Origin of the sequence: Acinetobacter sp. BEC1-S18-ESBL-01 (genome assembly GCF_014169935.1) — a bacterium.
Classification (GTDB): domain Bacteria; phylum Pseudomonadota; class Gammaproteobacteria; order Pseudomonadales; family Moraxellaceae; genus Acinetobacter; species Acinetobacter pittii.
Map to the genome: position 1 here is coordinate 3,610,325 of NZ_AP022302.1, position 25,237 is coordinate 3,635,561.

At 40.8% G+C, this 25,237-nt stretch carries 21 protein-coding genes and 5 tRNA genes; 1 reads left to right on the forward strand and 25 read right to left on the reverse strand.

Annotated features, from left to right (window positions below):
* The first annotated feature begins 16 nt into the window (after positions 1 to 16).
* The gene (locus H7R46_RS17150; RefSeq protein ID WP_005079397.1) at positions 17 to 502 is read left to right on the forward strand and encodes a DUF4442 domain-containing protein; all 486 of its coding nucleotides are present in this window, start codon (positions 17 to 19) and stop codon (positions 500 to 502) included.
* Between the two features lie 41 nt (positions 503 to 543).
* On the opposite strand, the gene H7R46_RS17155 is transcribed toward H7R46_RS17150, so the two are convergent.
* From H7R46_RS17155 to H7R46_RS17275, 25 genes are all read right to left on the reverse strand, one after another.
* Entirely contained in the window at positions 544 to 900 is a 357-nt protein-coding gene (locus tag H7R46_RS17155; protein WP_002115127.1) for a hypothetical protein, read from the reverse strand.
* 206 nt (positions 901 to 1,106) lie between these two features.
* Entirely contained in the window at positions 1,107 to 1,472 is a 366-nt protein-coding gene (locus H7R46_RS17160) for a hypothetical protein (protein ID WP_005065793.1), read from the reverse strand.
* Between the two features lie 180 nt (positions 1,473 to 1,652).
* The gene (gene rpoC / locus H7R46_RS17165) at positions 1,653 to 5,846 is read right to left on the reverse strand and encodes a DNA-directed RNA polymerase subunit beta' (protein ID WP_002114988.1); all 4,194 of its coding nucleotides are present in this window, start codon (positions 5,844 to 5,846) and stop codon (positions 1,653 to 1,655) included.
* 86 nt (positions 5,847 to 5,932) lie between these two features.
* Positions 5,933 to 10,021, reverse strand: a complete 4,089-nt coding sequence (rpoB, locus tag H7R46_RS17170; RefSeq protein ID WP_002114857.1) for a DNA-directed RNA polymerase subunit beta — start codon at positions 10,019 to 10,021, stop codon at positions 5,933 to 5,935.
* A 304-nt stretch (positions 10,022 to 10,325) separates the two neighbouring features.
* On the reverse strand, positions 10,326 to 10,697 hold the full coding sequence (rplL, locus tag H7R46_RS17175) for a 50S ribosomal protein L7/L12 (RefSeq protein WP_001229360.1): 372 nt from the start codon (positions 10,695 to 10,697) through the stop codon (positions 10,326 to 10,328).
* A gap of 42 nt (positions 10,698 to 10,739) precedes the next feature.
* Positions 10,740 to 11,246: a 50S ribosomal protein L10 gene (gene rplJ / locus H7R46_RS17180; RefSeq protein WP_002115099.1), complete on the reverse strand. Its 507-nt coding sequence runs from the start codon at positions 11,244 to 11,246 to the stop codon at positions 10,740 to 10,742.
* A 310-nt stretch (positions 11,247 to 11,556) separates the two neighbouring features.
* Positions 11,557 to 12,252, reverse strand: coding sequence for a 50S ribosomal protein L1 (gene rplA, locus H7R46_RS17185; protein ID WP_005065788.1), 696 nt, complete (start codon positions 12,250 to 12,252; stop codon positions 11,557 to 11,559).
* A gap of 3 nt (positions 12,253 to 12,255) precedes the next feature.
* On the reverse strand, positions 12,256 to 12,684 hold the full coding sequence (gene rplK / locus H7R46_RS17190; protein WP_001074682.1) for a 50S ribosomal protein L11: 429 nt from the start codon (positions 12,682 to 12,684) through the stop codon (positions 12,256 to 12,258).
* Between the two features lie 109 nt (positions 12,685 to 12,793).
* Positions 12,794 to 13,327 carry a transcription termination/antitermination protein NusG gene (gene nusG, locus H7R46_RS17195; protein ID WP_002115092.1) on the reverse strand — a complete coding sequence of 178 codons (534 nt, stop codon included), beginning with the start codon at positions 13,325 to 13,327 and terminating at the stop codon, positions 12,794 to 12,796.
* Between the two features lie 7 nt (positions 13,328 to 13,334).
* Positions 13,335 to 13,775, reverse strand: a complete 441-nt coding sequence (gene secE, locus H7R46_RS17200) for a preprotein translocase subunit SecE (RefSeq protein ID WP_002114837.1) — start codon at positions 13,773 to 13,775, stop codon at positions 13,335 to 13,337.
* A gap of 75 nt (positions 13,776 to 13,850) precedes the next feature.
* Positions 13,851 to 13,926, reverse strand: a tRNA-Trp gene (locus tag H7R46_RS17205).
* A gap of 60 nt (positions 13,927 to 13,986) precedes the next feature.
* Positions 13,987 to 15,177: an elongation factor Tu gene (gene tuf / locus H7R46_RS17210; protein ID WP_005065785.1), complete on the reverse strand. Its 1,191-nt coding sequence runs from the start codon at positions 15,175 to 15,177 to the stop codon at positions 13,987 to 13,989.
* Positions 15,178 to 15,324: 147 nt separating this feature from the next.
* Positions 15,325 to 15,399 (reverse strand) — tRNA-Thr (locus H7R46_RS17215).
* 13 nt (positions 15,400 to 15,412) lie between these two features.
* Positions 15,413 to 15,488, reverse strand: a tRNA-Gly gene (locus H7R46_RS17220).
* Between the two features lie 37 nt (positions 15,489 to 15,525).
* Positions 15,526 to 15,609, reverse strand: a tRNA-Tyr gene (locus H7R46_RS17225).
* 54 nt (positions 15,610 to 15,663) lie between these two features.
* Positions 15,664 to 15,739, reverse strand: a tRNA-Thr gene (locus H7R46_RS17230).
* 98 nt (positions 15,740 to 15,837) lie between these two features.
* Complete coding sequence (trpE, locus tag H7R46_RS17235; RefSeq protein ID WP_042783291.1) at positions 15,838 to 17,331, reverse strand: anthranilate synthase component I; 1,494 nt, start codon at positions 17,329 to 17,331, stop codon at positions 15,838 to 15,840.
* Positions 17,332 to 17,439: 108 nt separating this feature from the next.
* Positions 17,440 to 18,108, reverse strand: coding sequence for a phosphoglycolate phosphatase (locus H7R46_RS17240; RefSeq protein ID WP_005079407.1), 669 nt, complete (start codon positions 18,106 to 18,108; stop codon positions 17,440 to 17,442).
* A gap of 66 nt (positions 18,109 to 18,174) precedes the next feature.
* Complete coding sequence (locus H7R46_RS17245) at positions 18,175 to 18,801, reverse strand: FHA domain-containing protein (protein WP_042783292.1); 627 nt, start codon at positions 18,799 to 18,801, stop codon at positions 18,175 to 18,177.
* A gap of 40 nt (positions 18,802 to 18,841) precedes the next feature.
* Positions 18,842 to 21,112: a type II secretion system secretin GspD gene (gspD, locus tag H7R46_RS17250; protein ID WP_042783293.1), complete on the reverse strand. Its 2,271-nt coding sequence runs from the start codon at positions 21,110 to 21,112 to the stop codon at positions 18,842 to 18,844.
* 41 nt (positions 21,113 to 21,153) lie between these two features.
* A complete protein-coding gene (locus H7R46_RS17255) occupies positions 21,154 to 21,990 on the reverse strand; it encodes a type II secretion system protein N (RefSeq protein WP_032013202.1) in 837 nt (278 codons plus the stop codon).
* Entirely contained in the window at positions 21,990 to 22,733 is a 744-nt protein-coding gene (gspN, locus tag H7R46_RS17260) for a type II secretion system protein N (RefSeq protein WP_032013203.1), read from the reverse strand. The genes H7R46_RS17255 and gspN overlap by 1 nt, the downstream gene beginning before the upstream one ends.
* Before the next feature lie 334 nt (positions 22,734 to 23,067).
* Positions 23,068 to 23,394 (reverse strand): H-NS family nucleoid-associated regulatory protein, encoded by a 327-nt coding sequence (locus H7R46_RS17265; RefSeq protein WP_000801427.1) that lies wholly within the window; start codon positions 23,392 to 23,394, stop codon positions 23,068 to 23,070.
* A 194-nt stretch (positions 23,395 to 23,588) separates the two neighbouring features.
* The gene (locus H7R46_RS17270; RefSeq protein WP_002121251.1) at positions 23,589 to 24,029 is read right to left on the reverse strand and encodes an acyl-CoA thioesterase; all 441 of its coding nucleotides are present in this window, start codon (positions 24,027 to 24,029) and stop codon (positions 23,589 to 23,591) included.
* Positions 24,030 to 24,036: 7 nt separating this feature from the next.
* A complete protein-coding gene (locus H7R46_RS17275; protein ID WP_005065771.1) occupies positions 24,037 to 25,230 on the reverse strand; it encodes a hypothetical protein in 1,194 nt (397 codons plus the stop codon).
* Positions 25,231 to 25,237: the final 7 nt, after the last annotated feature.

A 25,237-nucleotide genomic window follows, 5' to 3' on the forward strand; every position in this document is an offset into this window, starting at 1 on the left:
AAAAAAATTGACTATTATGGCTATTTTAAGAAGACTTCAGAACAATCCTACGATTTCAAAATTTCTATTTAATCACTATCCCCCTTATCGTGGCGCAGGGATTTATATTGAAATCATGAATTTAGAACTTTGCCATGTGCGTGTAAAAATGCCGCTGACGTGGAAAAACCAAAATTTAGTCGGTACACATTTTGGTGGAAGTCTTTATTCAATGGTTGACCCATTTTATATGATGATTCTTATGCATCATCTCGGATCAAAGTATATTGTTTGGGATAAAGCAGCTGAAATTAATTTTCTTTCCCCAGGACGCAGTACTGTACATGCAGATATTCGAGTTGATTTAGCTGAAATAGAACAAATTCGTGAACTTGCCGAGAACTATGAACCTGTTTTAAGAACATATCATCTAAACATTTTTGATGAATCTGGGGTAAGAATTGCAGAGGTTCAGAAAACGCTTTATATCAGACGAAAAAAAGCAAAACCTTTTCCTCAATAAAAATAAGCGCTAAAAGCGCTTATTTTTTATTTGTTAATTTTTTATCTTTTCTCTTCAATCGCAGCACCAGCACCACCACCGATTGCACCGCCAATTGCAGCACCAGAGTCACCACCAATGAGTGCTTTACCTACGACTGAACCGATACCAGCACCAATCGCACTCTTAGTCGTTGTCTGTTTACTGCCGCCTTGGGTATTAGAACCTACGCCTGCACCTACCGCTGCGCCTAAGCCTGCACCAATACCACCACCTACGTGGTTACCTAAACCACCACCAAGTGCTCCACCTGCTGCTGCTGCACCAATACGTTGGTCAGATGGGCTCATATTTTGGCAGCCTGTGAACATAAGTGTAGACAACATTAAAGCAGAAACTAATCCAATTGTTTTTTTCATGACCGTTCTCACAATGATCTGTTCTAGAGAAAAGAATAATCCCCTTTTATGAGGAATTTGATCAGATTGTGTTATCCGTCTGTCCTAATCGATTGATATTTTGTAAAGCTCTGCCTTTTATATTTATTAAGCAAAATTTTAATTATAAAAAAGAAGTCTTTAATCACATAAAGACTTCTATAGTTTAACAATTATTAAGGATACTTTTAGTACTTCCCTTTCTTCTCTTCATAGGCTGCACCAGCACTACCACCCAATGCTCCACCTGTAGCAGCACCAGCGTCACCACCAATAATTGCTCCACCTAATACAGCGCCGACACCAGCACCAATTGCACTATTACGTACGGTTTTACTACTAGACCCTTTTGCATTAGCCGCAACACCTGCACCCAGTGCCGCTCCTAGACCTGCACCGATATTACCGCCCACGTGTTTTCCTACCGCACCCCCTGCGCCACCACCAATAGCAGCTGAACCAATACGTTGACTTTCTGGGCTTGCATTTTGACAACCAACAAACAAAGTTGTAGACATCAGGCCAACACTAACAATCATCATCATTTTTTTCATTAGATTTACTCCAGTCTTCATAAGCAGGTAGCCTAATGTGTTTTTGTGGAGTCTTTATCCCGCTTAAGTAATAAAATAATTGCTCTTTAATATGTTTATGTAATTACAATTTAAAATTGTTATAAATAAATATAAATAAAAAAGGCACCCTAAGGTGCCTTTTTTAGTGCCAGTCTAAACTTAGAATTGCTCAGAGTTTAATGCTTGGCTAAATGCTTGGTCTACTTCGCTGAAGTCATTATGAAGCTCATGCTCTGCAGCTTCTGCTTCTTGACGACGACGCTCTAAGTGGTATGCAAGACCAGTACCTGCTGGAATCAAACGACCTACTACAACGTTTTCTTTCAAGCCACGTAAATCATCTTCTTTACCTGTTACAGCCGCTTCAGTTAACACACGAGTTGTTTCCTGGAACGATGCAGCAGAGATGAACGAGTCAGTAGAAAGCGATGCTTTCGTAATACCCATCAATTGACGTTCAAACTTCGCAGGGAACTTGTTCTGAGCCAAGACAGCTTGGTTCTCTTGAACAACGCGGATGTAATCCACTTGCTCGCCTTTAATGAAGCTTGTATCACCGCCATCAGTGATATCAACTTTACGCAACATTTGACGTACGATAACTTCAATGTGCTTATCGTTGATTTTTACACCTTGGAGACGGTAAACGTCTTGAACTTCGTTCACGATGTAGTTAGTTAATGCAACTTCACCTTTCAAGCGCAAGATGTCATGTGGGTTTTGTGGACCATCAGAAATAGTCTCACCACGGTTCACATGCTCGCCTTCGAATACGTTGATTTGACGCCATTTTGGAATCAATTCTTCGTAAATCTCAGAACCATCATCAGGAGTAATTACCAAACGGTTTTTACCCTTAGTCTCTTTACCGAAGCTTACAACACCTGATACTTCAGCAAGAATTGCATGCTCTTTTGGCTTACGCGCTTCGAACAAGTCAGCTACACGCGGAAGACCACCGGTAATATCACGAGTACGTGATGTTTCTTGTGGTACACGACCAATAACGTCACCCACACCAATTGTTTCGCCATCACGGACAGTTACGATTGTATTTTGTGGCAAGAAGTAGAACTGTTCGCCGCCATCTGTTGTATCCAACACGATTGCAGGACGTAAATCTTTACCAGAAGCAGGACGAGCTGTTACAGGCAAGATTTCAACAGTAGTCATACCAGTTGCATCATCAGTTTTCGATGTTGCAGTTACGCCATCAGCGATTTGGCTGAAGCGCGCTTTACCAGCAACTTCTGTTACTAATGGATGTGTATGCGGATCCCAAGTCGCTACGATACCGCCAGCTTCTACAGCTTCACCATCTTTCAACAAGATGCTTGCACCGTAAGGAAGTTTATAACGCTCGCGCTCACGACCTAAATCATCGGCAATACCAATTTCACCTGAACGTGAAACTGAAACCAAATGGCCTTTTGCATGTTGTACAGTTTTCACGTTATGGAAACGTACAGTACCTTTGTTACGTACTTGAACACTGTTCGCAGCAGAAGTTCGGCTCGCAGCACCACCAACGTGGAACGTACGCATCGTTAACTGTGTACCCGGCTCACCGATTGACTGTGCAGCCATTACACCGACTGATTCACCTGGGTTCACCAAGTGACCACGTGCAAGGTCACGACCATAACAACGAGCACATACACCGAATGTTGATTCACATGCGATTACAGAGCGTACTTTAACTTCATCGACACCAGCTTCTTCAAGCTGAGCTGCGATTTTCTCGTCAATTAACGTACCACGAGGTAATACAACTTCATCATCAGATGCACGACGTACGTCTTCAGCAGTTACACGGCCTAATACGCGGTCACGTAATGGCTCGATGACATCACCACCCTGAATGAATGGAGTCATTACTAAACCACCCGCTGTACCACAGTCAGGTTCAGTAATTACCAAGTCTTGCGCTACGTCTACAAGACGACGAGTCAAGTAACCAGAGTTCGCAGTTTTCAATGCTGTATCGGCCAAACCTTTACGCGCACCGTGTGTTGAAATAAAGTACTGAAGTACTGTTAAACCTTCACGGAAGTTCGCTTTAATCGGAGTCTCAATAATCGAGCCATCCGGTTTTGCCATCAAACCACGCATACCAGCAAGCTGACGAATCTGCGCCGCACTACCACGGGCACCCGAGTCAGACATCATATAGATGCTGTTGAATGATTTTTGTTTCTCGTCTTCACCTTGTTTGTTTTTAACAAGTGTATAAGACAAGTTATCCATCATTGCTTTAGCAACTTGGTCGTTTGTACGCGCCCAGATATCGACAACTTTGTTATAACGCTCACCAGCAGTTACGAAACCTTGTTCGAACTGTTGTTCGATTTCACGAACTTCTGTTTCTGCTTTATCAATAATTGTGTGCTTAGTAGGTGGAATGAGCATGTCTTCCATACCTACAGATACACCTGAACGAGTCGCTTGACGGAAGCCCAAGTACATTAATTGGTCAGCAAAGATAACTGTATCTTTCAAACCAAGTTTACGGTAGCAAGAGTTGATCAATTTAGAGATGTTCTTTTTAGTCATCTCAAGGTTGATCATGTCAAAGCTCAAGCCTTGTGGAACAATTTCCCAAAGCAAACAACGACCAGGTGTTGTATCAACAATAATAGTTTGATGTTCACGTTCACCATTTTCATTGATAACAGTTTGGTGTACACGTACTTTAACACGCGCATGGATCGCAACCTGACCAGTAGCAAGTGCACGGTTTACTTCATGAGTATCCGCGAACACCATGCCTTCACCTTTGGCATTTACAGCATCACGTGTGATGTAGTAAAGACCCAAGACAACGTCCTGAGAAGGAACAATGATTGGCTCACCGTTTGCTGGTGACAAGATGTTGTTTGTTGACATCATCAATGCACGAGCTTCTAACTGTGCTTCAAGTGTCAATGGAACGTGTACCGCCATTTGGTCACCATCGAAGTCGGCGTTAAACGCAGCACAAACGAGTGGGTGAAGACGGATTGCCTTACCTTCAATAAGAATAGGTTCAAATGCTTGAAGACCTAAACGGTGAAGTGTTGGCGCACGGTTCAACATTACTGGGTGTTGACGAATTACAGAAGCAAGAACGTCCCAAACTTCCGGAGTCTCACGCTCAACCATTTTCTTCGCAGCTTTAATGGTAGTCGCCTGACCTGAAGCTTGTAGTTTCGCGAAAATGAACGGCTTGAATAATTCAAGTGCCATTTTCTTCGGAAGACCACATTGGTGAAGACGTAAAGTAGGACCTACAGTAATTACCGAACGACCAGAATAGTCAACACGCTTACCTAATAAGTTCTGACGGAAACGACCTTGTTTACCTTTGATCATATCTGCCAAAGATTTTAATGGACGCTTGTTAGAACCAGTAATTGCACGACCACGACGACCGTTATCAAGCAATGCATCTACAGACTCTTGTAACATACGTTTTTCGTTACGTACGATGATATCTGGAGCAGCAAGGTCAAGAAGACGCTTCAAACGGTTGTTACGGTTAATGACACGACGATATAAATCGTTCAAGTCAGAAGTCGCGAAACGACCACCTTCAAGTGGAACTAATGGACGTAAATCAGGCGGAAGTACCGGAAGTACATTCATCACCATCCATTCTGGCTTGTTGTTTGAATCTTTGAATGCTTCCATCAATTTCAAGCGCTTAGACGCTTTTTTCAACTTCGTTTCAGAAGTTGTTTGAGGAATTTCTTCACGTAAACGTGCGATTTCAGCTTCAAGATCGATATCTTTCAACAAGTCCTGAACCGCTTCTGCACCCATTTTCGCAGTGAATTCATCACCGTGTTCTTCAAGTGCATTGAAGTATTCTTCGTCTGTTAAAAGTTGATACTTTTCAAACGGAGTCATACCTGGGTCAGTTACAACGTATGATTCGAAATACAATACACGTTCGATATCACGAAGTGTCATATCTAATAATAAACCGATACGGCTCGGTAACGATTTTAAGAACCAGATATGTGCAACTGGAGAAGCAAGTTCAATGTGACCCATACGTTCACGACGAACTTTCGCTGTAGTTACTTCAACGCCACATTTTTCACAAATGACGCCTTTGTATTTCATACGCTTGTATTTACCACACAAGCATTCGTAATCTTTTACTGGACCAAAAATTTTGGCACAGAACAAACCGTCACGTTCTGGTTTAAAAGTACGGTAGTTAATTGTCTCAGGTTTTTTAACTTCACCATGAGACCATGACTTAATCATTTCTGGTGACGCAAGACCAATACGGATACGGTCAAACTCAATTGGTGCATGACCATCTGAGTCCGTTTTCTTACGCATGATATCGAGCAAGTCTTTCAATTTTTTTCTCCGTGTGTCGGGAAGCAATGCTTACCCGACTGGGTCACAAATATTGTTTTTACCTAAAAAATCGTGAGTCTTACGACTTAATCACCATTTTTCAGTTCAATGTTGATACCTAAAGAACGGATCTCTTTGGTCAATACGTTGAACGATTCAGGCATACCCGGATCCATATAATGGTTACCATCTACAATATTCTTATAGATGCGTGTACGACCTTCAACGTCATCCGACTTAACAGTTAACATCTCTTGGAGAGTATATGCTGCGCCGTAAGCTTCGAGTGCCCAGACCTCCATCTCACCGAAACGCTGACCACCGAATTGTGCTTTACCACCAAGCGGTTGCTGTGTAACAAGAGAGTAAGAACCAGTTGAACGCGCATGCATCTTGTCATCAACCAAGTGGTTCAATTTGAGCATGTACATGTAACCTACAGTTACAGGACGATCAAACTGTTCACCAGTACGGCCATCAAACAATACTGTTTGACCTGTACGAGAGATACCAGCTAACTCAAGCAAGTCTTTAATTTGACTTTCTTCAGCACCATCGAATACAGGAGTAGCCAAAGGTACACCAGCACGTAAGTTGCCTGAAAGTGCCAAGACTTCAGCATCAGTTAAGCTATCAAGATCTTCTTGCTCACCACCGACTTTGTTATAAATCTTGTCTAAGAATTCACGCAGTTCTAAAACTGTACGCTGTTCTTTCAACATTTTCTCGATTTTATCACCAAGCCCTTTAGCCGCCATACCTAAGTGAGTCTCAAGAATCTGACCCACGTTCATACGAGATGGTACGCCCAACGGGTTCAATACGATATCTACTGGTACACCGTTAGCATCGTGTGGCATGTCTTCAACAGGTAAGATGTTAGATACAACACCCTTGTTACCGTGACGACCAGCCATCTTATCACCAGGCTGAATACGACGTTTAACAGCTAAGTAAACTTTAACAACTTTCAATACGCCAGTTGTTAATTCATCACCTGTTGCAAGCTTACGTTTCTTCTCAGCGAATTTCTCGTCAATTTCTGCGCTCTTTTCTTTTAAGAACACTTGAATTTGAGTTAAACGCTCAGCGATTGCTTCATCTGCCGGTTGAATTTCAAGTAAATCAACAAGCTCTAAACCAGATAACACTTCTTCAACGAGTTTGTCACCACGTTTAGTTGAACCACCGCCATTAGACTCTTGGCCTTTAAGCAAACGAATTACACGCTCACGAGCTGCTTCTTCAAAGATCTTGTATTCTTCTTTCAAGTCTTTACGGTAAGCATCAAGTTGTGCTTTTTCGATCGCCAATGCACGGTCATCTTTCTCTAAGCCATCACGAGTGAAGACTTGAACATCGATAACTGTACCTTTTGTACCAGATGGAACACGTAAAGATGAATCTTTAACGTCAGCTGCTTTCTCACCAAAGATTGCACGAAGCAATTTTTCTTCAGGAGTTAACTGAGTTTCACCTTTAGGCGTTACTTTACCAACAAGAATGTCACCTGCTGTAACTTCAGCACCGATATAAACGATACCTGATTCATCAAGTTTAGAAAGTGCAGCTTCACCAACGTTAGGAATATCGGCAGTAATTTCTTCTGCACCTAACTTAGTATCACGCGCTACACAAGATAATTCTTGAATATGAATAGAAGTTAAACGGTCTTCTTGAAGTACGCGCTCAGATAATAAGATCGAGTCTTCATAGTTGTAACCATTCCAAGTCATGAACGCAACGCGCATGTTTTGACCAAGCGCAAGCTCACCCATATCTGTAGACGGACCGTCTGCCAAGATATCACCGCGAGCAACTTTGTCGCCCAAATTCACGATAATATTTTGGTTGATACAAGTGTTTTGGTTAGAACGCGTATATTTAATGAGGTTGTAGATATCTACACCCGCCTCACCAGCAATCATTTCATCTTCGTTTACACGAATAACGATACGAGAAGCATCTACGTATTCAATTGCACCACCACGGTTTGCGATCACACACACACCTGAGTCACGTGCAACGTTCGCTTCCATACCTGTACCTACAAGCGGTTTATCCGCACGTAGAGTAGGAACTGCCTGACGTTGCATGTTTGAACCCATAAGCGCACGGTTCGCGTCATCGTGTTCAAGGAATGGAATAAGTGATGCAGCAACAGATACGACCTGCTGAGCAGAAACGTCCATATGCGTCACTTTTTCTGGTGGCATACGTACGAATTCACCTTGATGACGAACAGAAACAAATTCTTCTGTTAAGTTGCCATCTTTATCTACTGCAGAATCGGCCTGTGCAATAACAGTACCTACTTCTTCAATCGCAGAAAGATATTCAACTGCATCAGTTACTCGACCATCTACCACTTTACGGTAAGGTGTTTCCAAGAAACCGAAGTCATTTGCTTTTGCATATACTGAAAGCGAGTTGATCAAACCAATGTTTGGACCTTCAGGCGTTTCAATTGGACATACACGACCATAGTGAGTTTGATGTACGTCACGGACTTCAAAGCCCGCACGTTCACGTGTTAAACCACCAGGCCCAAGCGCTGATACACGACGTTTATGCGTAATCTCAGATAATGGGTTGTTTTGGTCCATGAACTGAGATAATTGGCTTGAACCAAAGAATTCTTTGATTGCAGCTGCAACTGGTTTAGCGTTAATTAGATCTTGTGGAGACAAGTTATCTGTTTCTGCTTGGCTTAAACGTTCTTTAACAGCACGTTCAACACGTACCAAACCAACACGGAATTGGTTTTCAGTCATTTCACCAACAGAACGTACACGACGGTTACCCAAGTGATCGATATCGTCGACTTCACCTTTACCGTTACGGATTTCAACTAATGTACGTAATACATCAATGATATCTTCGTGCGATAAAATACCTTCTACTTCACGTGACTTCTGGTCAGTACCAACTTCGTATGGACGACCCAAACGACGGTTGAACTTCATACGACCTACTGGAGATAAGTCATAACGCTCAGAAGAGAAGAATAAGTTATTGAATAAGTTTTCAGCAGCTTCTTTTGTTGGCGGCTCGCCTGGACGCATTACTTTATAAATTTCAACTAATGCTTCTTCACGGCCAGCTGTTGTATCTGCACGTAATGTGTCAGCAACAAACGAACCACGGTCAATATCGTTCGTAAACAAGATATTGAACTGTTTAACACCACCTTCTGCCAACTTCACCATAACTTCATGGCTTAACAAAGTATTCGCAGCAATTACTTCACCATCACGCAAAGTAATATTTTCAGCAGTGATACGCTCATATAAGTATTCATCAGGAACTGAAAGTTTTGTTAAACCAGCAGCTTCCATTTGACGTACATGACGAGCATTAATACGTTTACCTTGCTCAACAATAACTTTACCGTCATTGTCAGCAATATCAAATTGAGCCATTTCCCCACGTAAACGTTCAGGTACTAGGTCAATCTGATAACTGCCCATGTCAAGATACACAGGTACTTTTTCATAGAACAAATTCAAGATTTGTTCGTTGTTATAACCTAGTGCACGTAACACAACAGTAGCAAGTAATTTACGACGACGGTCAATACGTACGTAAACTAAGTCTTTTGCATCAAATTCGAAGTCTAACCATGAACCACGGTAAGGAATGATACGTGCTGAATACAACACTTTACCACTTGAGTGGGTTTTACCTTTATCGTGATCAAAGAAAACGCCTGGTGAACGATGTAATTGAGATACGATTACACGCTCAGTACCATTAATGACGAATGTACCGTTTTCAGTCATGAGTGGAATTTCACCCATATAGACTTCTTGTTCTCGTACGTCTTTAATTGATTTAGTTTCGCGATCTTTAATAATCAAACGAATTTTAACGCGCATTGGTGCCGCATAAGTCGAACCACGAAGAATACATTCGCGTACATCGAACTCAGGTTTACCAAGGCTATACTCAACAAATTCTAAAGCAGCATTGCCAGAATAACTTTCGATAGGAAAAACTGAACGAAATGCGGCTTGGAGACCGATATCTTCGCGGTTTTTTGGAGTTTTGCCATCTTGCAAGAATGTTCTGTACGAATCGACCTGAATCGATAGTAAGTACGGTGCATCCATTACTTGGGGCAATTTACCAAAATTCTTACGGATCCGTTTCTTTTCGGTATATGAGTATGCCATCTGGAGTCCTCGGAAAGTAAACCAAGCCCGCCTGCAGAACGGGCTCAGAAGGAATTACGCAGGCCGATATGGCCACCACTGTTTACAAATGCTGCAATTTTTAGTGGTATAAAAACGCTTAACAATATTTTTAAAAAAGAAAAATATTGGTAAACATTTGAAATTACTTGTTTTATTTGAATTTTTCTAAAAAACAAACAAAACTAACAAAAATCGAGCCGATTATTGTAACGCAAAAAGGCTGATGACCCAAGAGCCATCAGCCATTTTATGGAGCCGATTTAAAAACCGACTCCTTTTACAATTACTTAAGTGTAACTGTAGCACCAGCTTCTTCAAGTTTCTTCTTAAGTTCTTCGCCTTCTTCTTTAGAAACGCCTTCTTTAAGAACTTGAGGAGCACCTTCAACTAGGTCTTTAGCTTCTTTAAGACCAAGGCCAGTTGCTTCACGAACTGCTTTAATTACAGCTACTTTGTTAGCACCGAAAGAAGTCAACTCAACGTTGAATTCAGATTGTTCTTCAGCAGCAGCAGCAGCGCCACCAGCTGGAGCAGCAACAGCAACAGCTGCAGCTGAAACGTTGAATTTCTCTTCGAAAGCAGAAATTAATTCAACAAGTTCAAGAACAGTTTTTTCAGCAACTGCGTTTAAGATTTCTTCGTTAGTTAAAGCCATGAGAATAACTCCAAATGGATATTGAATGGTGTGTAAAATTGATTAAGCAGCTTCTGACTCGTTTTTCTCTTTGAGCGCTGTAATAAGGCGACCCAATTTCGAAATAGGAGCTTGAAGGACAGAGGCAAGCATAGTAAGAGCTTTCTCTTGGTTCGGAAGGTTTGCAATTACGCTAACGTCAGCACCTTGATAAACTTTGCCGTCAAATGCAGCAGCTTTTAACTCAAATGCTTTGTTAGTTTTAGCAAAATCTTCGAACAAACGTGCAGCTGCACCCATGTCATCTTCAGAAGTTGAAAAACCTAGAATTGTTGGACCAACAAGGTTGTCGTTCAAGATATTGAATTGAGTATCTTGAAGTGCGCGTTTAGCCAAAGTGTTACGTACAATACGTGTAGAAACACCTAACTTACGAGCTTCAACACGAAGTGTTGTTAATTGCTCTACGCTTAAGCCTTGGTAGTCAGCAACAACGGCTGCAAACGCCTTAGAAGCAACTTCACTTACTTCCGCAACGATCTGTTTTTTGTCTTCAATAAGAAGAGCCATTGTAAAACCTCCTAAGGTGATTTATGTACCCAATGGGCACACTCCCAATTCGTAAGCCTTTCGACTTACACGCGGAGGAGGAACAAATCACACCACCGCGTCTACGCAGGCTGGTTTATTAAGAAAAGTGCTATTCGAAAACGACATCTTTTCGCCTGAGGTCTTTGACGCTGATAAATTCTCATTTATCAATTCAAAGTCCGCCTGACGGGTAAGGGATAAAGCTTTGCTCCACCCAACCAAATAGAAAACATTTCTATTTAAGTTCTGTCCCCAATCAGGACTTTAAAATTCTTTACTAAGTCTAAACTTAGTTAGAAACGTTGTTTACATCAACTGTAAGACCAGGACCCATAGTTGAGCTCAAAGTGATCTTTTTGATGTATACACCTTTAGAAGTCGCAGGTTTTAACTTTTTCAAGTCAGCAACTAAGGTTTCAACGTTTTGACGGATAGCAGCAGCATCAAAGCCTAATTGACCGATCGCAGCATGGATAATACCCGCTTTGTCTACACGGTAACGAGCCTGACCAGATTTAGCGTTTTTAACAGCATTCGCTACGTCAGGAGTTACAGTACCAACTTTAGGGTTTGGCATTAAACCACGTGGACCAAGAATTGTACCGAGCTTACCAACAACACGCATAGCGTCAGGAGCAGCGATTACAACATCAAAGTCAAGGTTTCCACCTTGGATGCTTTCAGCAAGGTCATCAAAACCTACAACATCAGCACCAGCTTCTTTAGCAGCTTCTGCTTGCGCGCCTTGAGCAAATACAGCTACACGTACAGTTTTACCAGTACCTGCAGGTAATGTAGTTGCGCCACGAACAACCTGATCAGATTTACGTGGGTCTACACCAAGATTTACAGCTACATCCAAAGATTCTTTGAACTTTGCAGCAGGTAGGCTGTTAAGAACTTGTACTGCTTCTTCCAAAGTGTAAACTTTGTTTGCTTCAACAGCAGCAGCAATGGCTTTTTGACGTTTAGTTAACTTTGCCATGTCTTATAGCTCCACTTCCAAGCCCATAGAACGTGCAGAACCAGCGATGGTACGAACACGTGCGTCTAAATCAGCACCAGTTAAATCTGGTTCTTTAGTAGTCGCAATTTCTTCTAACTGAGCACGAGTCAACTTACCAACTTTAGTTTTGTTTGGTACAGATGAACCCTTTTGAATACCAGCAGCTTTCTTAAGAAGAATAGAAGCTGGAGGAGTTTTCATGATGAATGTGAACGACTTGTCGTTGTACACAGTAATCACTACAGGAATTGGAAGACCTGGTTCAACTTTTTGTGTAGCAGCATTGAATTCTTTACAGAATGCCATGATGTTTACACCACGTTGACCTAACGCAGGACCAATTGGTGGAGATGGATTTGCTTTACCAGCTGGAACTTGCAGCTTGATATAGCCGTCAATCTTCTTAGCCATTTTAAAATACCTCTGGGTACAAACGCCGCTAGGCTCCCCAATCTTTACGCAACACTACTGTTACAACAACAATGCCCGATAAAATCGGGCGCTTTTCAACCAATTGAGATTAAATCGTTTTTTCGACTTGGCGAAACTCGAGTTCAACCTGAGTTGGTCGATTAAATACATTAATCGTCAACGTTAAACGTGACTTATCGTATTGAACTTCTTCCACCACACCTTTAAAGTCTGTGAATGGACCGTCAATAACAAGTAATTCTTCACCTGGCTCAAACATCGTTTTAGGACGTGGCGCTTCACCAGTATTACGTACACGCGCAAGAATCGCATCTGCTTCACGTTGAGTGATTGGTGCTGGTTTTTCAGGTGTACCACCGATAAAACCTAGAACCTTTGGACATTCTTTAACGATATGCCAAGTATCATCATTCATTTCCATTTCGACTAACACATAGCCAGGAAAGAATTTACGCTCAGATTTACGTTTCTTACCATCCTTCATTTCTACCACTTCTTCGGTAGGAACAAGGACATCACCAAAGCTATCGGCAACAGCGCTACGCTGGATTCGTTCTGTAAGTGAACGCATCACTTGTTTTTCATAGCCAGAGTAGGCATGAATAATGTACCAACGTTTCATAGCTCTTTTACCCGATAATCAACTTAATTAACCAACCCAAACCATAGTCAAAGCACCATAAAACCAATGATGCAACAACTACAACCAATAGAACCTGCCACGATGTAGTGACTGTTTCTTGTTTTGTTGGCCAAGTTACTCGACGCAATTCGACTCGTGCATCTTTTAGCAAGCGAACGAAGCCTTTACCTTGATGGGTGGCGTATAATAAACCTAAAGCCACAACGATACAAGCAAAAATTGCCCCAACGCGCACCCAAACATTATTTGCAGGTGCCCAATACGCTGGCAAATGTTGATTCACCATGGTAGCTAAAAGCAACAATGCTATTGCTATCACCCATAGAACAATATCTAAAGGCGAACCAGAACGAACAACTTCAGCAGAATTATTTCTTTGAGGAATTGGCGCGTCGCTCAATGCGTCACGCGATTTATCATTCGACATTTTTGTACTCGTCGTAGAACTCGCGACTTATTATATGAACAACTAAGCCAGCATCAAGCTTTTTATTTCAAAATATGGCAGGTCAGGAGGGACTCGAACCCCCAACATTCGGTTTTGGAGACCGACGCTCTACCAATTGAACTACTGACCTATAATGCAAGTTGAGAGCCAAAGCCCTCAACCTGAGACGTAATCCGTCACTATAATATGCTTATGCAGTTACTTTCGCAACAACACCAGCACCTACAGTACGACCACCTTCACGGATCGCAAAACGTAGACCTGGGTCCATCGCGATTGGGTGGATTAATTCTACTGACATTTCAACGTTGTCGCCTGGCATAACCATTTCAACGCCGTCTTGTAATTGGATTGCACCAGTTACGTCAGTTGTACGGAAGTAGAACTGTGGACGGTAACCATTTAAGAATGGAGTGTGACGACCACCTTCTTCTTTAGAAAGTACGTATACTTCTGCGTCGAATTTAGTGTGTGGCTTGATTGTACCTGGTTTAGCAAGTACTTGACCACGTTGTACGTCTTCACGCTTAGTACCACGAAGTAAGATACCACAGTTCTCACCTGCACGGCCTTCGTCAAGAAGTTTACGGAACATTTCTACGCCAGTTACAGTTGTTTTAACTGTATCTTTAATACCAACGATCTCTACTTCTTCACCAACTTTAACAATACCAGCTTCTACACGGCCTGTTACTACAGTACCACGACCAGAAATTGAGAATACGTCTTCGATTGGCATTAAGAATGCTTTGTCGATAGCACGTTCTGGTTCTGGGATGTAAGAGTCAAGCGCTTCAACAAGAGCAAGAACTGAAGACTCACCATATTGACCAGCATCGCCTTCCAACGCTTTAAGCGCAGAACCACGGATAACTGGAGTGTCATCACCTGGGAAGTCATAAGTAGAAAGAAGTTCACGAACTTCCATTTCTACTAATTCAAGTAATTCTTCATCATCAACAAGGTCACACTTGTTCAAGAATACGATGATGTAAGGTACACCAACCTGACGAGAAAGAAGAATGTGTTCACGAGTTTGTGGCATTGGACCGTCAGTCGCAGCACACACAAGGATCGCGCCGTCCATCTGAGCAGCACCAGTAATCATGTTTTTAACGTAATCGGCGTGGCCCGGGCAGTCAACGTGCGCGTAGTGACGAATTGGAGAATCGTATTCTACGTGTGAAGTATTAATTGTAATACCACGTGCTTTTTCTTCAGGTGCTGAGTCGATTTGTGAGTAATCTTTCGCTTCACCGCCGTAAGTTTTTGCACAAATTGTTGCAATCGCAGCAGTTAAAGTTGTTTTACCATGGTCAACGTGACCGATTGTGCCCACGTTTACGTGTGGCTTATTACGTTCAAACTTAGCCTTAGCCATGTTTATAGTCCTCGTTTACGTCGAACACAATTCTGAGCAAAAACTCAGCATCGACATATCGCCTAAAAAATCAAACACCCAATACTTGAAAAGCAGACTAATAAGCCTGCTTTTTAAATCTTTGTAGAAAATCTACTAAACTGTATCTGGAGCTCTTATCGAGATTTGAACTCGAGACCTCTCCCTTACCAAGGGAGTGCTCTACCACTGAGCTATAAGAGCGATTATCCTTCGATGGAGCGGGAGACGAGGATCGAACTCGCGACATGCAGCTTGGAAGGCTGCCGCTCTACCAACTGAGCTACTCCCGCACTGTGTTGGTATATATACCACTTCAATCGAAGTTAATGGTGGTGAGAGAAGGATTCGAACCTTCGAAACTTTCGTAGCGGAGTTACAGTCCGCCCCCTTTGACCGCTCGGGAATCTCACCATATCACACTTATTTCAGTGTTGTTCTTTACTTCACAACTACACACCTTTAAGATGGTGCCGGCACACGGATTCGAACTGTGGACCTACTGATTACAAGTCAGTTGCTCTACCAACTGAGCTATGCCGGCTCTTCTTAGTGTTTCGTACGTTTCGTATCGGAACGGTGTGCAGTTTAGCAAAACTTCCAAACGATGCAAGCGGTTTTTTAAAAAAAACCGCTAAAAACTCATAAAATCAATCCGTTTGATGATAATTCAACCGCTTTGATCACTGCGCGAGCTTTTATTTGCGTTTCATTCCATTCAGATTCAGGATTTGAGTCCGCTACCAAGCCTGCTCCAGCCTGTACATAGACCTTTTTATCTCGAATAACACAAGTACGGATTGCAATCGACATATCCATTTCGCCGTGCCATCCTAAATATCCCACTGCCCCACCAAACACACCTCTTTTCACAGGCTCAACTTCATCAATAATTTCCATTGCACGAATTTTTGGTGCACCCGATAAAGTACCTGCTGGGAAAGTTGCTTTAAATACATCTAGCGCATCGATATCGTCACGAACTTCGCCTTGCACATTTGAGACAATGTGCATGACATGTGAATAGCGTTCAATCACCATTTGATCCGTTACTTGGACCTTACCTATTTTTGATACGCGCCCCACATCATTTCGACCAAGGTCAATCAACATTAAATGCTCAGCGATTTCTTTTTCGTCAGAAAGCAAATCTTTTTCTAGCGCAACATCTTCTTCTTTAGTTTTACCACGCGGTCTGGTCCCCGCTAAAGGCCGAACTGTAGCAATGCCATTTTCCAAACGAGAAAGAATTTCTGGCGACGACCCTACAATATGGAATGGCTTTTTATCAGTAATCGTTTGCCCTTGTACCAAGAATAAATAAGGCGATGGGTTCAGATGACGTAAAGCACGATAAACCTGTAAAGCCTCCCCATCGAAATCAGAAACCATACGCTGCCCCGGAACAACCTGCATCACATCACCAGCACGTATATATTCTTTAACTTTTTCGACTGTCTCTAAGAATTTCGTTTTACCAGTAATTGATTCAAAATGTGGAGGTGTATGCGGCTTAGCTTGCAAACTAACTGGAGTAGCTAACAACTGTTCCAATTGATCTAATTTTTGCTGAGCGTCTTCATAAGCATTACTCTGCTCTGTATCCGCATGCACAATTAGAAATAAAGTATCTTTAAGGTTATCAAAAACAATGACTGTCTTTGATAGCATTAACCATAAATCCGGCAATGTAATTGGGTCAGCTGTAGGAACATTCTTTAAACGTGGCTCGATATAACGGACTGCATCATAGCCTAAATAACCCACTAATCCGCCAGTAAAACTCGGTAAGTTTGGCAAGAGCTCAGCAGATGGCACTTTAAATTGCTTCTGAAATTCACGAATATACTGAAATGGGTCTTGGCAATCTTGTTGTGTAATTGAGCCATCAGCATGTTGTATAGACAGAACACCTGCATTACATGAGAAAACCGTCGACTCACCTAAACCAATCATAGAATAGCGCGCCCAATTTTCGCCACCTTCGACTGACTCAAATAAATAAGCTTGCGTGTGGTCTTTAAAACGAGCGAAAACAGATAAAGGGGTTTCTGTATCTGCTAAGCGTTGGCGATAAACTGGAATCGTGTTGTAACCAGCAGCCTTGAGTTGCTCAAATTGCGCTAATGTTGTCATGAATTTTCTCTAATATGGTTTCGATTTAAAAGTGTGTTTTTCTAGATTCGGTTTAGACACGCCATCGAAAAACCATACGCTTATTCATTCTGATCTCCATTTCATTCATTAGATAATTAACTCAGCAAGACTATCAACAACTTGTTGAGGTTGGCAATCATAGATATTTTCTCCATGATTATAGCCATAGCTAACCACAATACAATCAATTCCAGCACGACGCGCAGCCTCAATATCATTACTTGAATCGCCAATCATTAATGATTGTGAAGCAGATATTTTTAGGCTTTGCATGCAATGCAATAATGGCAATGGATGAGGCTTTCTCTCAGGTAGGCTATCCCCTCCAAGTACGACTTGAAAATAAGGAGAGAGCTGTAAAGCATCAAGCAAACCTTGAGCAAGTTGTACAGGCTTATTGGTAACGCATGCCATTTGTATATTCAAAGTTTTACAATGTTTTAAAAACTCGGTTACACCAGGATAAATTTGAGTATTTACACAGAGTTCTACACTATATATATCAATAAATTTTTGTAATAAGACTTTGTGCTGTTCAGGATCTAATTTTCCAAAAATATGAAGCAGAACACTTTCACAGAGTTTTGAAGCTCCTTTACCTACCCATTCTCGTATTTGAACTTCTGTTACCAATGGCCAACTTAGCGCCTCTAAACTTAAATTCATAGACCGATACAAATCAGCAGCAGAATCAACCAACGTCCCATCTAGATCAAATAAAATTAAATCGCGCTTACTTAGTTGTGCAACAGACATCTTTTTTCTACTCAAAATTAAAAAGGCATGCGTTTAGCATGCCTTGATTGTAAAAGCAGCAACGGATTATTTAAAGAATAACCATGCCAATACAGCTAAAATTACTAAAATAATAATAGTGATTAAACCAACTGAGGCATTCTTTTGTTGCTCTTTTTCTTCTGCAACACGTGAAACTGGTTCATCAAAAGCGATAGGTGTTTGCTGTTGCGCATTAATATCTACACCCTCTGGAATAGGTGCAGGTTTTGGAATAGAAATATTCTGCGGCATACCATCGCGACGAACTTCGACTTCTGCAGCGCGCTCTGCAAGGCTCGGCATTCCTTGATCGCTTAAATCTGGGGATGATGTTGTATGTACAGGCTCGGCTTCAATTTCAGGTAATTCCGTGATTTTCTGTGCAGGCGCTAGTACAGAAAATTTAAAACTAGCGAACTGAACAATATCACCATCATGTAGCTGCTTTTCTTGCTCAATACGAATATCGTTTACAAATGTGCCATTCGATGAATTAAGGTCTTGCACCCATAGCGCTTGATCTTTTAAAAGCAATGCAGCATGGCGACGTGAGATTTCAGCAGCTTGTAACAACACATCGGCATCTTGATGACGCCCTACCAACATATCACGATCAACATTAATTTCTTGGCCAGTAATTTCACCAGTAATTGCTTGTAGTTTCCAAGTCATGCGTATGTCCTATTCATTTTTTATCAATCATAACATGCTACTACTGTGCTGTGCTTGGGCGCAGTGTCGTTGTTGTTACTGTATTTTTAGTACGATTAACTTCAGGATCAGGTAACTGTAATGTTTGCTTTTGAACTGCTGGCTCTACCGCTACAGGTGTAGTTACCGTCGAGGTTTTTCCGCCCGAAGGAACCTGTTGATAATTTTTTGACTGAGGAGCAATACTCGGTGGTGTCATTTTTTGATTATAGACATCATCAACCTGTTCAGGCAGTTTTGCAAAATTGCCGTTTTTATCCATAGCCAATTGTAAGCTATAAAGCTGGCTATAGCGCTGCTGAGACAAACGGCGCACATCATTTGCATCACCCACAATTGTTGGGTGGATAAAAACAAGAAGGTTACGCTTCACATTACTTCGAGTATCCGAGCGGAATAATCTACCTAAGTATGGAATACTGCTTAACCCAGGAATACCTTGACGGTTAAATTCAACATCATCAGATACTAAGCCACCCAAGACTACTGTCTGTCCATGCTCAGCCAATACAGCTGTTTTTATAGCACGTTTGTTTGTAATCAAATCGGCAGCCTGCCCCTTACTCGCCTGAACATTTGAAACTTCTTGTTCAATTTCAAGTCGAACTGTGCCATTTTCACCTATGTGAGGTATAACTTTTAATGTCACCCCCACATCTTTACGCTCAACCGTGGTGTATGGGTTGATCCCCGTACTGTTTGTAGTGACCGATCCTGTTACAAATGGAACGTTTTGACCGACAACAATATAAGCTTCTTCATTGTCCATCGTTACAATAGAGGGGGTAGACAATAAATTAGAAGCTGTATTCTCTTTTAAAGCTTGAATTAAAGCTCCATAAAGCTGGCGAGAACCATCCGCACCCTCTTTATACTTCCCTAATGCAATTGAACTACCGGCTCCAATTGCACTTCCCAAACCAGAAGCACCGCCAGTTAAATAACCTGCTGCCAATGAAGCCAGACTTGAACCTGCATTGGTAAAGTTAATTAGACCAATACCACTATTAATGTCACCAAGTGCCCATTGCACCCCTAATTGATCGGCATCTTTACCTGAAACCTCAATAATCGCAGCTTCAATCAGAACTTGCTGACGACGAACATCAAGCTGCTGAATAGCAGATTCAATTTCACGCATTAACTGTGGGTCAGCTTTAACTACCAATGAGTTTTGCGCATTGTCTGCAATAATGCTCACACCATTTTGGCTAAAGCTAGAGATATTGTTCTGATTATTATTGCTCGAATTACCGTTTAAATTAATAGATGGCGTAGAAATTGAGCTACCATTTGAACCAGAGGTATTTGAACTAGAATTCTGGTTATTACCCATCAAATTATTGATCGGATTCGATGAGTTAGAAGAACTATTATTACTATTTGACGAAGAAACTGCTTGTCCTGTTACGAGGCCTTGCAAAATCTCAGATAAATTTTTTGCACTTGCATATTTCAATCGAAAAACTTTTAAACCACCTAAACGGTCGGCCGAAGGCACATCCAGCATTTCAATCATGTGGCGAATGCGCTTACGCGTTTCAGGATCACCCTTAACTAAAATACGATTGGTTCGGTTGTCTGCAATAATACGGATACGGGCACCGTTAAAATCTTTCGATGCTCCCGTAGCACTCATTGCCTCCAGTTGAGTAATGATTTCTTCAGCTTGGCTCGACTGAAGGCCTATTGCCTCAATATCATTCTGACCAGTACCATCTAAATTACGAATAATATTTTCAAGTTGATAAATATTTGCCGCACGGTCCGAAACAATCAGTGCATTAGTCCCCGCAATTGCAGCCATATGTGCAAATTGTGGCATTAAAGGCCGAAGTGCTGGAATTAAATCATTAGGATTGGTGTTTTCAAGCCAAATGACTCGGGTAACAATCTGATCACCACGCAATTTATTTCGCGAGTCGTAAGGAATTCCCGAATTTTTAACATTGCTATCCGGAACTAGCTTAATAGTGTTACCCGAAGGAATTGCCACCACCCCATTCACATTTAAGACCCCAAGGAATAGGTCGTAAACTTCATTTTTATTGAGGGGTTTATTCGATATTACTGTGACATTACCACGTACTCGTGGATCTACTGCAAAGTTTTTACCCGTAATGTCTGCCACTTCATTAATAAAAGCAGTTAAGTCAGCATCACGTAAATTGATCTTCCATGTTTGGGCATAGACGCTGCTGCTCACTGTCGCAATCAATGGGGCTGCTGCAAGTAATGCCCAAAGTGGACGTTGATGATTCAATAAAGCCATAACTTGCGATAATTCCTAACTCTTATGGTGACGTGTTATCACTAAAAATTTTGTTGTATGGTCATCACTTGATCACCACGTTTTATTTCTATTTTCACTTGCCCAGCTCGACGAGCCTGTTCAAGTAACTGCACATCCGTTTGTCCCTGCCCAACCGTTTGACCGTTTAAAGAAACAATCCGATCACCCGGCCTTAAACCTAACTTATTTCGAAGCGCAGTGGGTGTACGTTCTGTAACTTCAAAACCCTCACTAGAGTTCCCACTAACACCCATGTCACGTAGATATTGTTCACGGTTGCCTTGCATTTGCTGAATGGCCTGTCCTAACGCCTCTTGAGTCGTATTAACAGGTGCTGATGACTGAGGCGCAATAGCAGTTGGCTGTGAAGCATCTGGCGTCATAGGTTGATATAAACCGTTTGGCAAACCTTTAAATTGGAGTTCACGAGTACTTCCATTACCTCGACGTAATATCACATGATCCCAATAAACTTCTGCTAACTGATAAGATGTAGAACCTATTGTTTCTCCTACCCGATATCGGTCAGCAATATTATCTAGCTTAATAACAGCCGAAGAAAAACGGTTCGGATAACCCAGCATTACGCCTTGTAATTCTAGGTTGACATTTTCCTGAGCTGCATTGGCTGAAGGTTCATTAAAAAGCGAAAAAGTACTAATGTTAGGAATTTGCGGCTGCTGTGATCCTAACTCGACTCGATCAAACTGCATCATTTGAGGAGGGGCAATTACCCACCAAAATAATGAAGCTAATTTCCAACACAACCATAAAACCAAAAAGGCAAATACAACTACACTTAACCGATCTAATTTTTGCCACTGTAATTGCTGTAATTTTTCAATCCATACTTTCATTAGTTACCCCCTTGTATTAAGGGTTGACGAGAACTAATGACAAACGTATCTAAACCAGCTTTTCCATCATAAGATGGGATATTCAGTAATAACCTTTGGGTAAGCTGTACATCAAGCATCATGTTGGCATCTAATAAAAGATTCGCCATTTTTTGACTGCGTTGATCACGTATATCAACTTGTAATTGTCCATTCTGATCCGTTAATTGGCCATTTAAAGAAGGCATATTCATACGGTCTTGACGATCACCAATATTATAAATTAAAGCACCGCCACCCCAATGTAATTGACCATCAACTGCGGCGAAACCCTGCTCTTTCTTATAATTAAACTCAATATCTTTCAGTTGAATGCTGTTCGTAGGCCATTGCCAATTCACAATTTGTTTTAATGTTTCAGACGCAATTTGACCATTCATAGCCTTTACAATTACTTTTTTCCCCACACCATAGCCCATTACCCCAGCTAATTGGGTATTACCACTATGGATATCTACATCAGCAGCGAACCTTAATAAAAACAGGTCAAGAGGTCTAGTTTTCCAATGAATCGAACCTCTCAAAGTACCACGCCGCCAATCTGCTTGGCCTTGCCAGATATTTCCACTTACATTGTGTAGAGTTTGATTATTCTTTGAAAATTTAGAAATAAGCCAAGTCGCCGGGATCTGTAAAATAATAAAAATTAAAAATGCAATGAGGGCAAAAAACCACCACTTCCATTGCTTAGACTTTTTCTTCATTCAGCCTTACCAACATGCAAATTATCGTCCTTATTTTGAGAGTAGCTCCCTAGTCTGACATTATGCATACTTTTTCAACATCGCCAATTCACTTCATATAAAAAAACCAAGCAATCGGGCTTGGCTTCGGTATTGAGACTATAAGTTGAACGTATGACAAAATCATGAAAACTTGGCGCTCAATGAAGTAAATGCACATTTGATCTCAACAATTCATTTAAAGAGCAATTTAAACACTCAATTTTTTAAATAATATTTATAGCAAAATTTTGAGATATTTTTATCAATAAAAAAGCCAAGCAAATTTGCTTGGCTTTTAAAAACGGCAATTTGATTAGATTAAGAAATCTTCAAGTTTTGCGCCTTTTTCAATTTCAGCAACTAACCAGCGTGGTTGTTTACCGCGACCAGTCCAAGTCTCTTCAGCATTGTTTTTGTTGCGGTAACGAGGCTCAACAGATTTACGAGTTGTTTTCTTACGTTTTTGAGCACCAAACTCAAGAAGTTGTTCAACACTGAAACCTACATTTTCAGCAATCTCGATAATTTGATTATAAGCATCTTCGATTGCTTGATCTTTTTTACTTGCAATTAAAGCTTCTGCTTCTTCTTGTAAGCGTTTTAACTCTTCAACAGATAATTCACTGATATCCGGTTTCATTAATAAATACTCCAGTCTTACAGACAATTCAAAATAATACAGACAAAATTTAAAAACATAAAATCAAGACCAATATTATTTATAATCTATTCAATAAGCAATAGTTTGAAAGCCGTGTTCATCAGAATAATCAAAAAAATTACCTTTTAATTACATTACCAATTATAAATGAAATATATTTTATTAATATTTATTTAAGATAAATGTATTAAGTCATGCCCAACTGATTTTTCTAGCTCAATAATTTTTTGTTTTATTTCCTGTGGTATTTCACATTTTCGTTCTGTCAATTTATCTACGCATACCATAACAGCTTCACCAGTAGCGACTATTTGTTGTTGGGTTTCACTCCACAATATATAAGCCATACGGAATGCGCTATTACGGAGCTCTTCCACGCGAACACCAACTTTCAATACGTCAGGATAAAAAACAGGCTTTAAATATTTACACTGACTTGAAGCAACAACGGTATATAAATGTGGGGTTAATATATTGATTGCTTCCATATATAAAATACGTGAGCTTTCAATATATCGATAATACTGTACATTATTGACATGACCAAAAGCATCCATATCTCCCCACGCTACTTTCTGTTCATATATTACTGGGTAGACAGACAGTTCTTTCATTTTTACCTCATATTTTAAACTTTAAAAAATTTGCATCATTTTCAAAGATTAGATTTAACTGTTTGATTAACACGTCATCTTCTTTAAGCGTAGACTTAATACGTAAATAGCTCATTAAAATATTATCTGGATATAATGATAATAATGTTTCAGCTTCTGTTTGACGTCCAGTTGCCATATAGATATGCCATTTTGCAAAGGTTAAAACTGGCAAATTCATATATTGATTTTCAAATTGAATAATTTTTTCTTCAACATCGGCATAGTCTGGAACTTGTTTAAGCAACTGCTGCTGAAACCATAGATAAAACACTTCTGGGTCAAACTGCTCTTTTAACAAATGTAGTGTTAAGGCCGCATGCTGCATGCTCATATCTGGCATACGTGCTAATAGTTTTAGCCATAACAACTTACTGCTATAAGGTCGAGTTTGTATTTCAGACTCTAAATCCAAATAACGTTGCTGCAAGGCATGTAAGTCATCGATAGACGCTTGGTCAAATTGCTGAAGAAGCTGCTGTAACCATAAATCACGGTGTTCTGCATCTAGCAAACCGTATTTCATAGAACGTAAATATACCCATGGATGTTGCAGCGCTAATTGCCCCCATAAAGCCGTTAATCTTTGCTGGTAAGCAGTTTCTATTTCTTGTAACCACGGTGATAACTGATGTTGGTATAAAAACTCGAGATGAGTTAATGCACGATCGGCTTCATTTTCGGCTAAAAAGATTTCAATTCGTTGTAACTCTGCCAATTCAAATGCCATCGGTGGTGATTGATCGAGAGCAGCCAATGCTTTTGGATAGTCCCCACTTAAAACCAGAAACTTGGCATCAATAATATTTTTTAAAAGCCCTGATTGAGTAAAAACACGTTCAATAAATACACGTTGATCTTCGGCCGCTTCTAACAACCAAACGATACCTAATTGTTCATAAGGATGAAGGTTTTTAAATTGGAAGATGTTTTCACTTTTTCTTTGTTCACGAGATGAATAACGTTTAATCCACAGCCATAAGAGTTGAGCAATAAAACTCATCACTACAAAAGTAAGAGTTAATCCCCAGACATTTGTTTGCAGCTGCAATTGTCGCCAGTAAATATAGACATACCCCATTCCATAGCCATAACTAAATAAAGCTAGGGCTGCAAAGAGTATTAAGCTGATTACGAAATAAACCCACAGGAGGTGTTTCATATATCCT

Excerpts from the sequence above, each read along its gene's own strand:
- tuf (WP_005065785.1), bottom strand. The coding sequence starts at position 15,177 with ATGGCTAAGGCTAAGTTTGAACGTAATAAGCCACACGTAAACGTGGGC.
- gspN (WP_032013203.1), bottom strand. The coding sequence starts at position 22,733 with ATGAAGAAAAAGTCTAAGCAATGGAAGTGGTGGTTTTTTGCCCTCATT.
- H7R46_RS17155 (WP_002115127.1), bottom strand. The coding sequence starts at position 900 with ATGAAAAAAACAATTGGATTAGTTTCTGCTTTAATGTTGTCTACACTT.
- H7R46_RS17245 (WP_042783292.1), bottom strand. The coding sequence starts at position 18,801 with ATGACTTGGAAACTACAAGCAATTACTGGTGAAATTACTGGCCAAGAA.
- H7R46_RS17150 (WP_005079397.1), top strand. The coding sequence starts at position 17 with ATGGCTATTTTAAGAAGACTTCAGAACAATCCTACGATTTCAAAATTT.
- H7R46_RS17275 (WP_005065771.1), bottom strand. The coding sequence starts at position 25,230 with ATGAAACACCTCCTGTGGGTTTATTTCGTAATCAGCTTAATACTCTTT.
- rpoB (WP_002114857.1), bottom strand. The coding sequence starts at position 10,021 with ATGGCATACTCATATACCGAAAAGAAACGGATCCGTAAGAATTTTGGT.
- H7R46_RS17265 (WP_000801427.1), bottom strand. The coding sequence starts at position 23,394 with ATGAAACCGGATATCAGTGAATTATCTGTTGAAGAGTTAAAACGCTTA.
- H7R46_RS17255 (WP_032013202.1), bottom strand. The coding sequence starts at position 21,990 with ATGAAAGTATGGATTGAAAAATTACAGCAATTACAGTGGCAAAAATTA.
- secE (WP_002114837.1), bottom strand. The coding sequence starts at position 13,775 with ATGTCGAATGATAAATCGCGTGACGCATTGAGCGACGCGCCAATTCCT.
- rplK (WP_001074682.1), bottom strand. The coding sequence starts at position 12,684 with ATGGCTAAGAAGATTGACGGCTATATCAAGCTGCAAGTTCCAGCTGGT.
- H7R46_RS17270 (WP_002121251.1), bottom strand. The coding sequence starts at position 24,029 with ATGAAAGAACTGTCTGTCTACCCAGTAATATATGAACAGAAAGTAGCG.
- trpE (WP_042783291.1), bottom strand. The coding sequence starts at position 17,331 with ATGACAACATTAGCGCAATTTGAGCAACTCAAGGCTGCTGGTTACAAC.
- rplJ (WP_002115099.1), bottom strand. The coding sequence starts at position 11,246 with ATGGCTCTTCTTATTGAAGACAAAAAACAGATCGTTGCGGAAGTAAGT.
- gspD (WP_042783293.1), bottom strand. The coding sequence starts at position 21,112 with ATGGCTTTATTGAATCATCAACGTCCACTTTGGGCATTACTTGCAGCA.
- H7R46_RS17240 (WP_005079407.1), bottom strand. The coding sequence starts at position 18,108 with ATGTCTGTTGCACAACTAAGTAAGCGCGATTTAATTTTATTTGATCTA.
- nusG (WP_002115092.1), bottom strand. The coding sequence starts at position 13,327 with ATGAAACGTTGGTACATTATTCATGCCTACTCTGGCTATGAAAAACAA.
- H7R46_RS17160 (WP_005065793.1), bottom strand. The coding sequence starts at position 1,472 with ATGAAAAAAATGATGATGATTGTTAGTGTTGGCCTGATGTCTACAACT.
- rplA (WP_005065788.1), bottom strand. The coding sequence starts at position 12,252 with ATGGCAAAGTTAACTAAACGTCAAAAAGCCATTGCTGCTGCTGTTGAA.
- rplL (WP_001229360.1), bottom strand. The coding sequence starts at position 10,697 with ATGGCTTTAACTAACGAAGAAATCTTAAACGCAGTTGCTGAAAAAACT.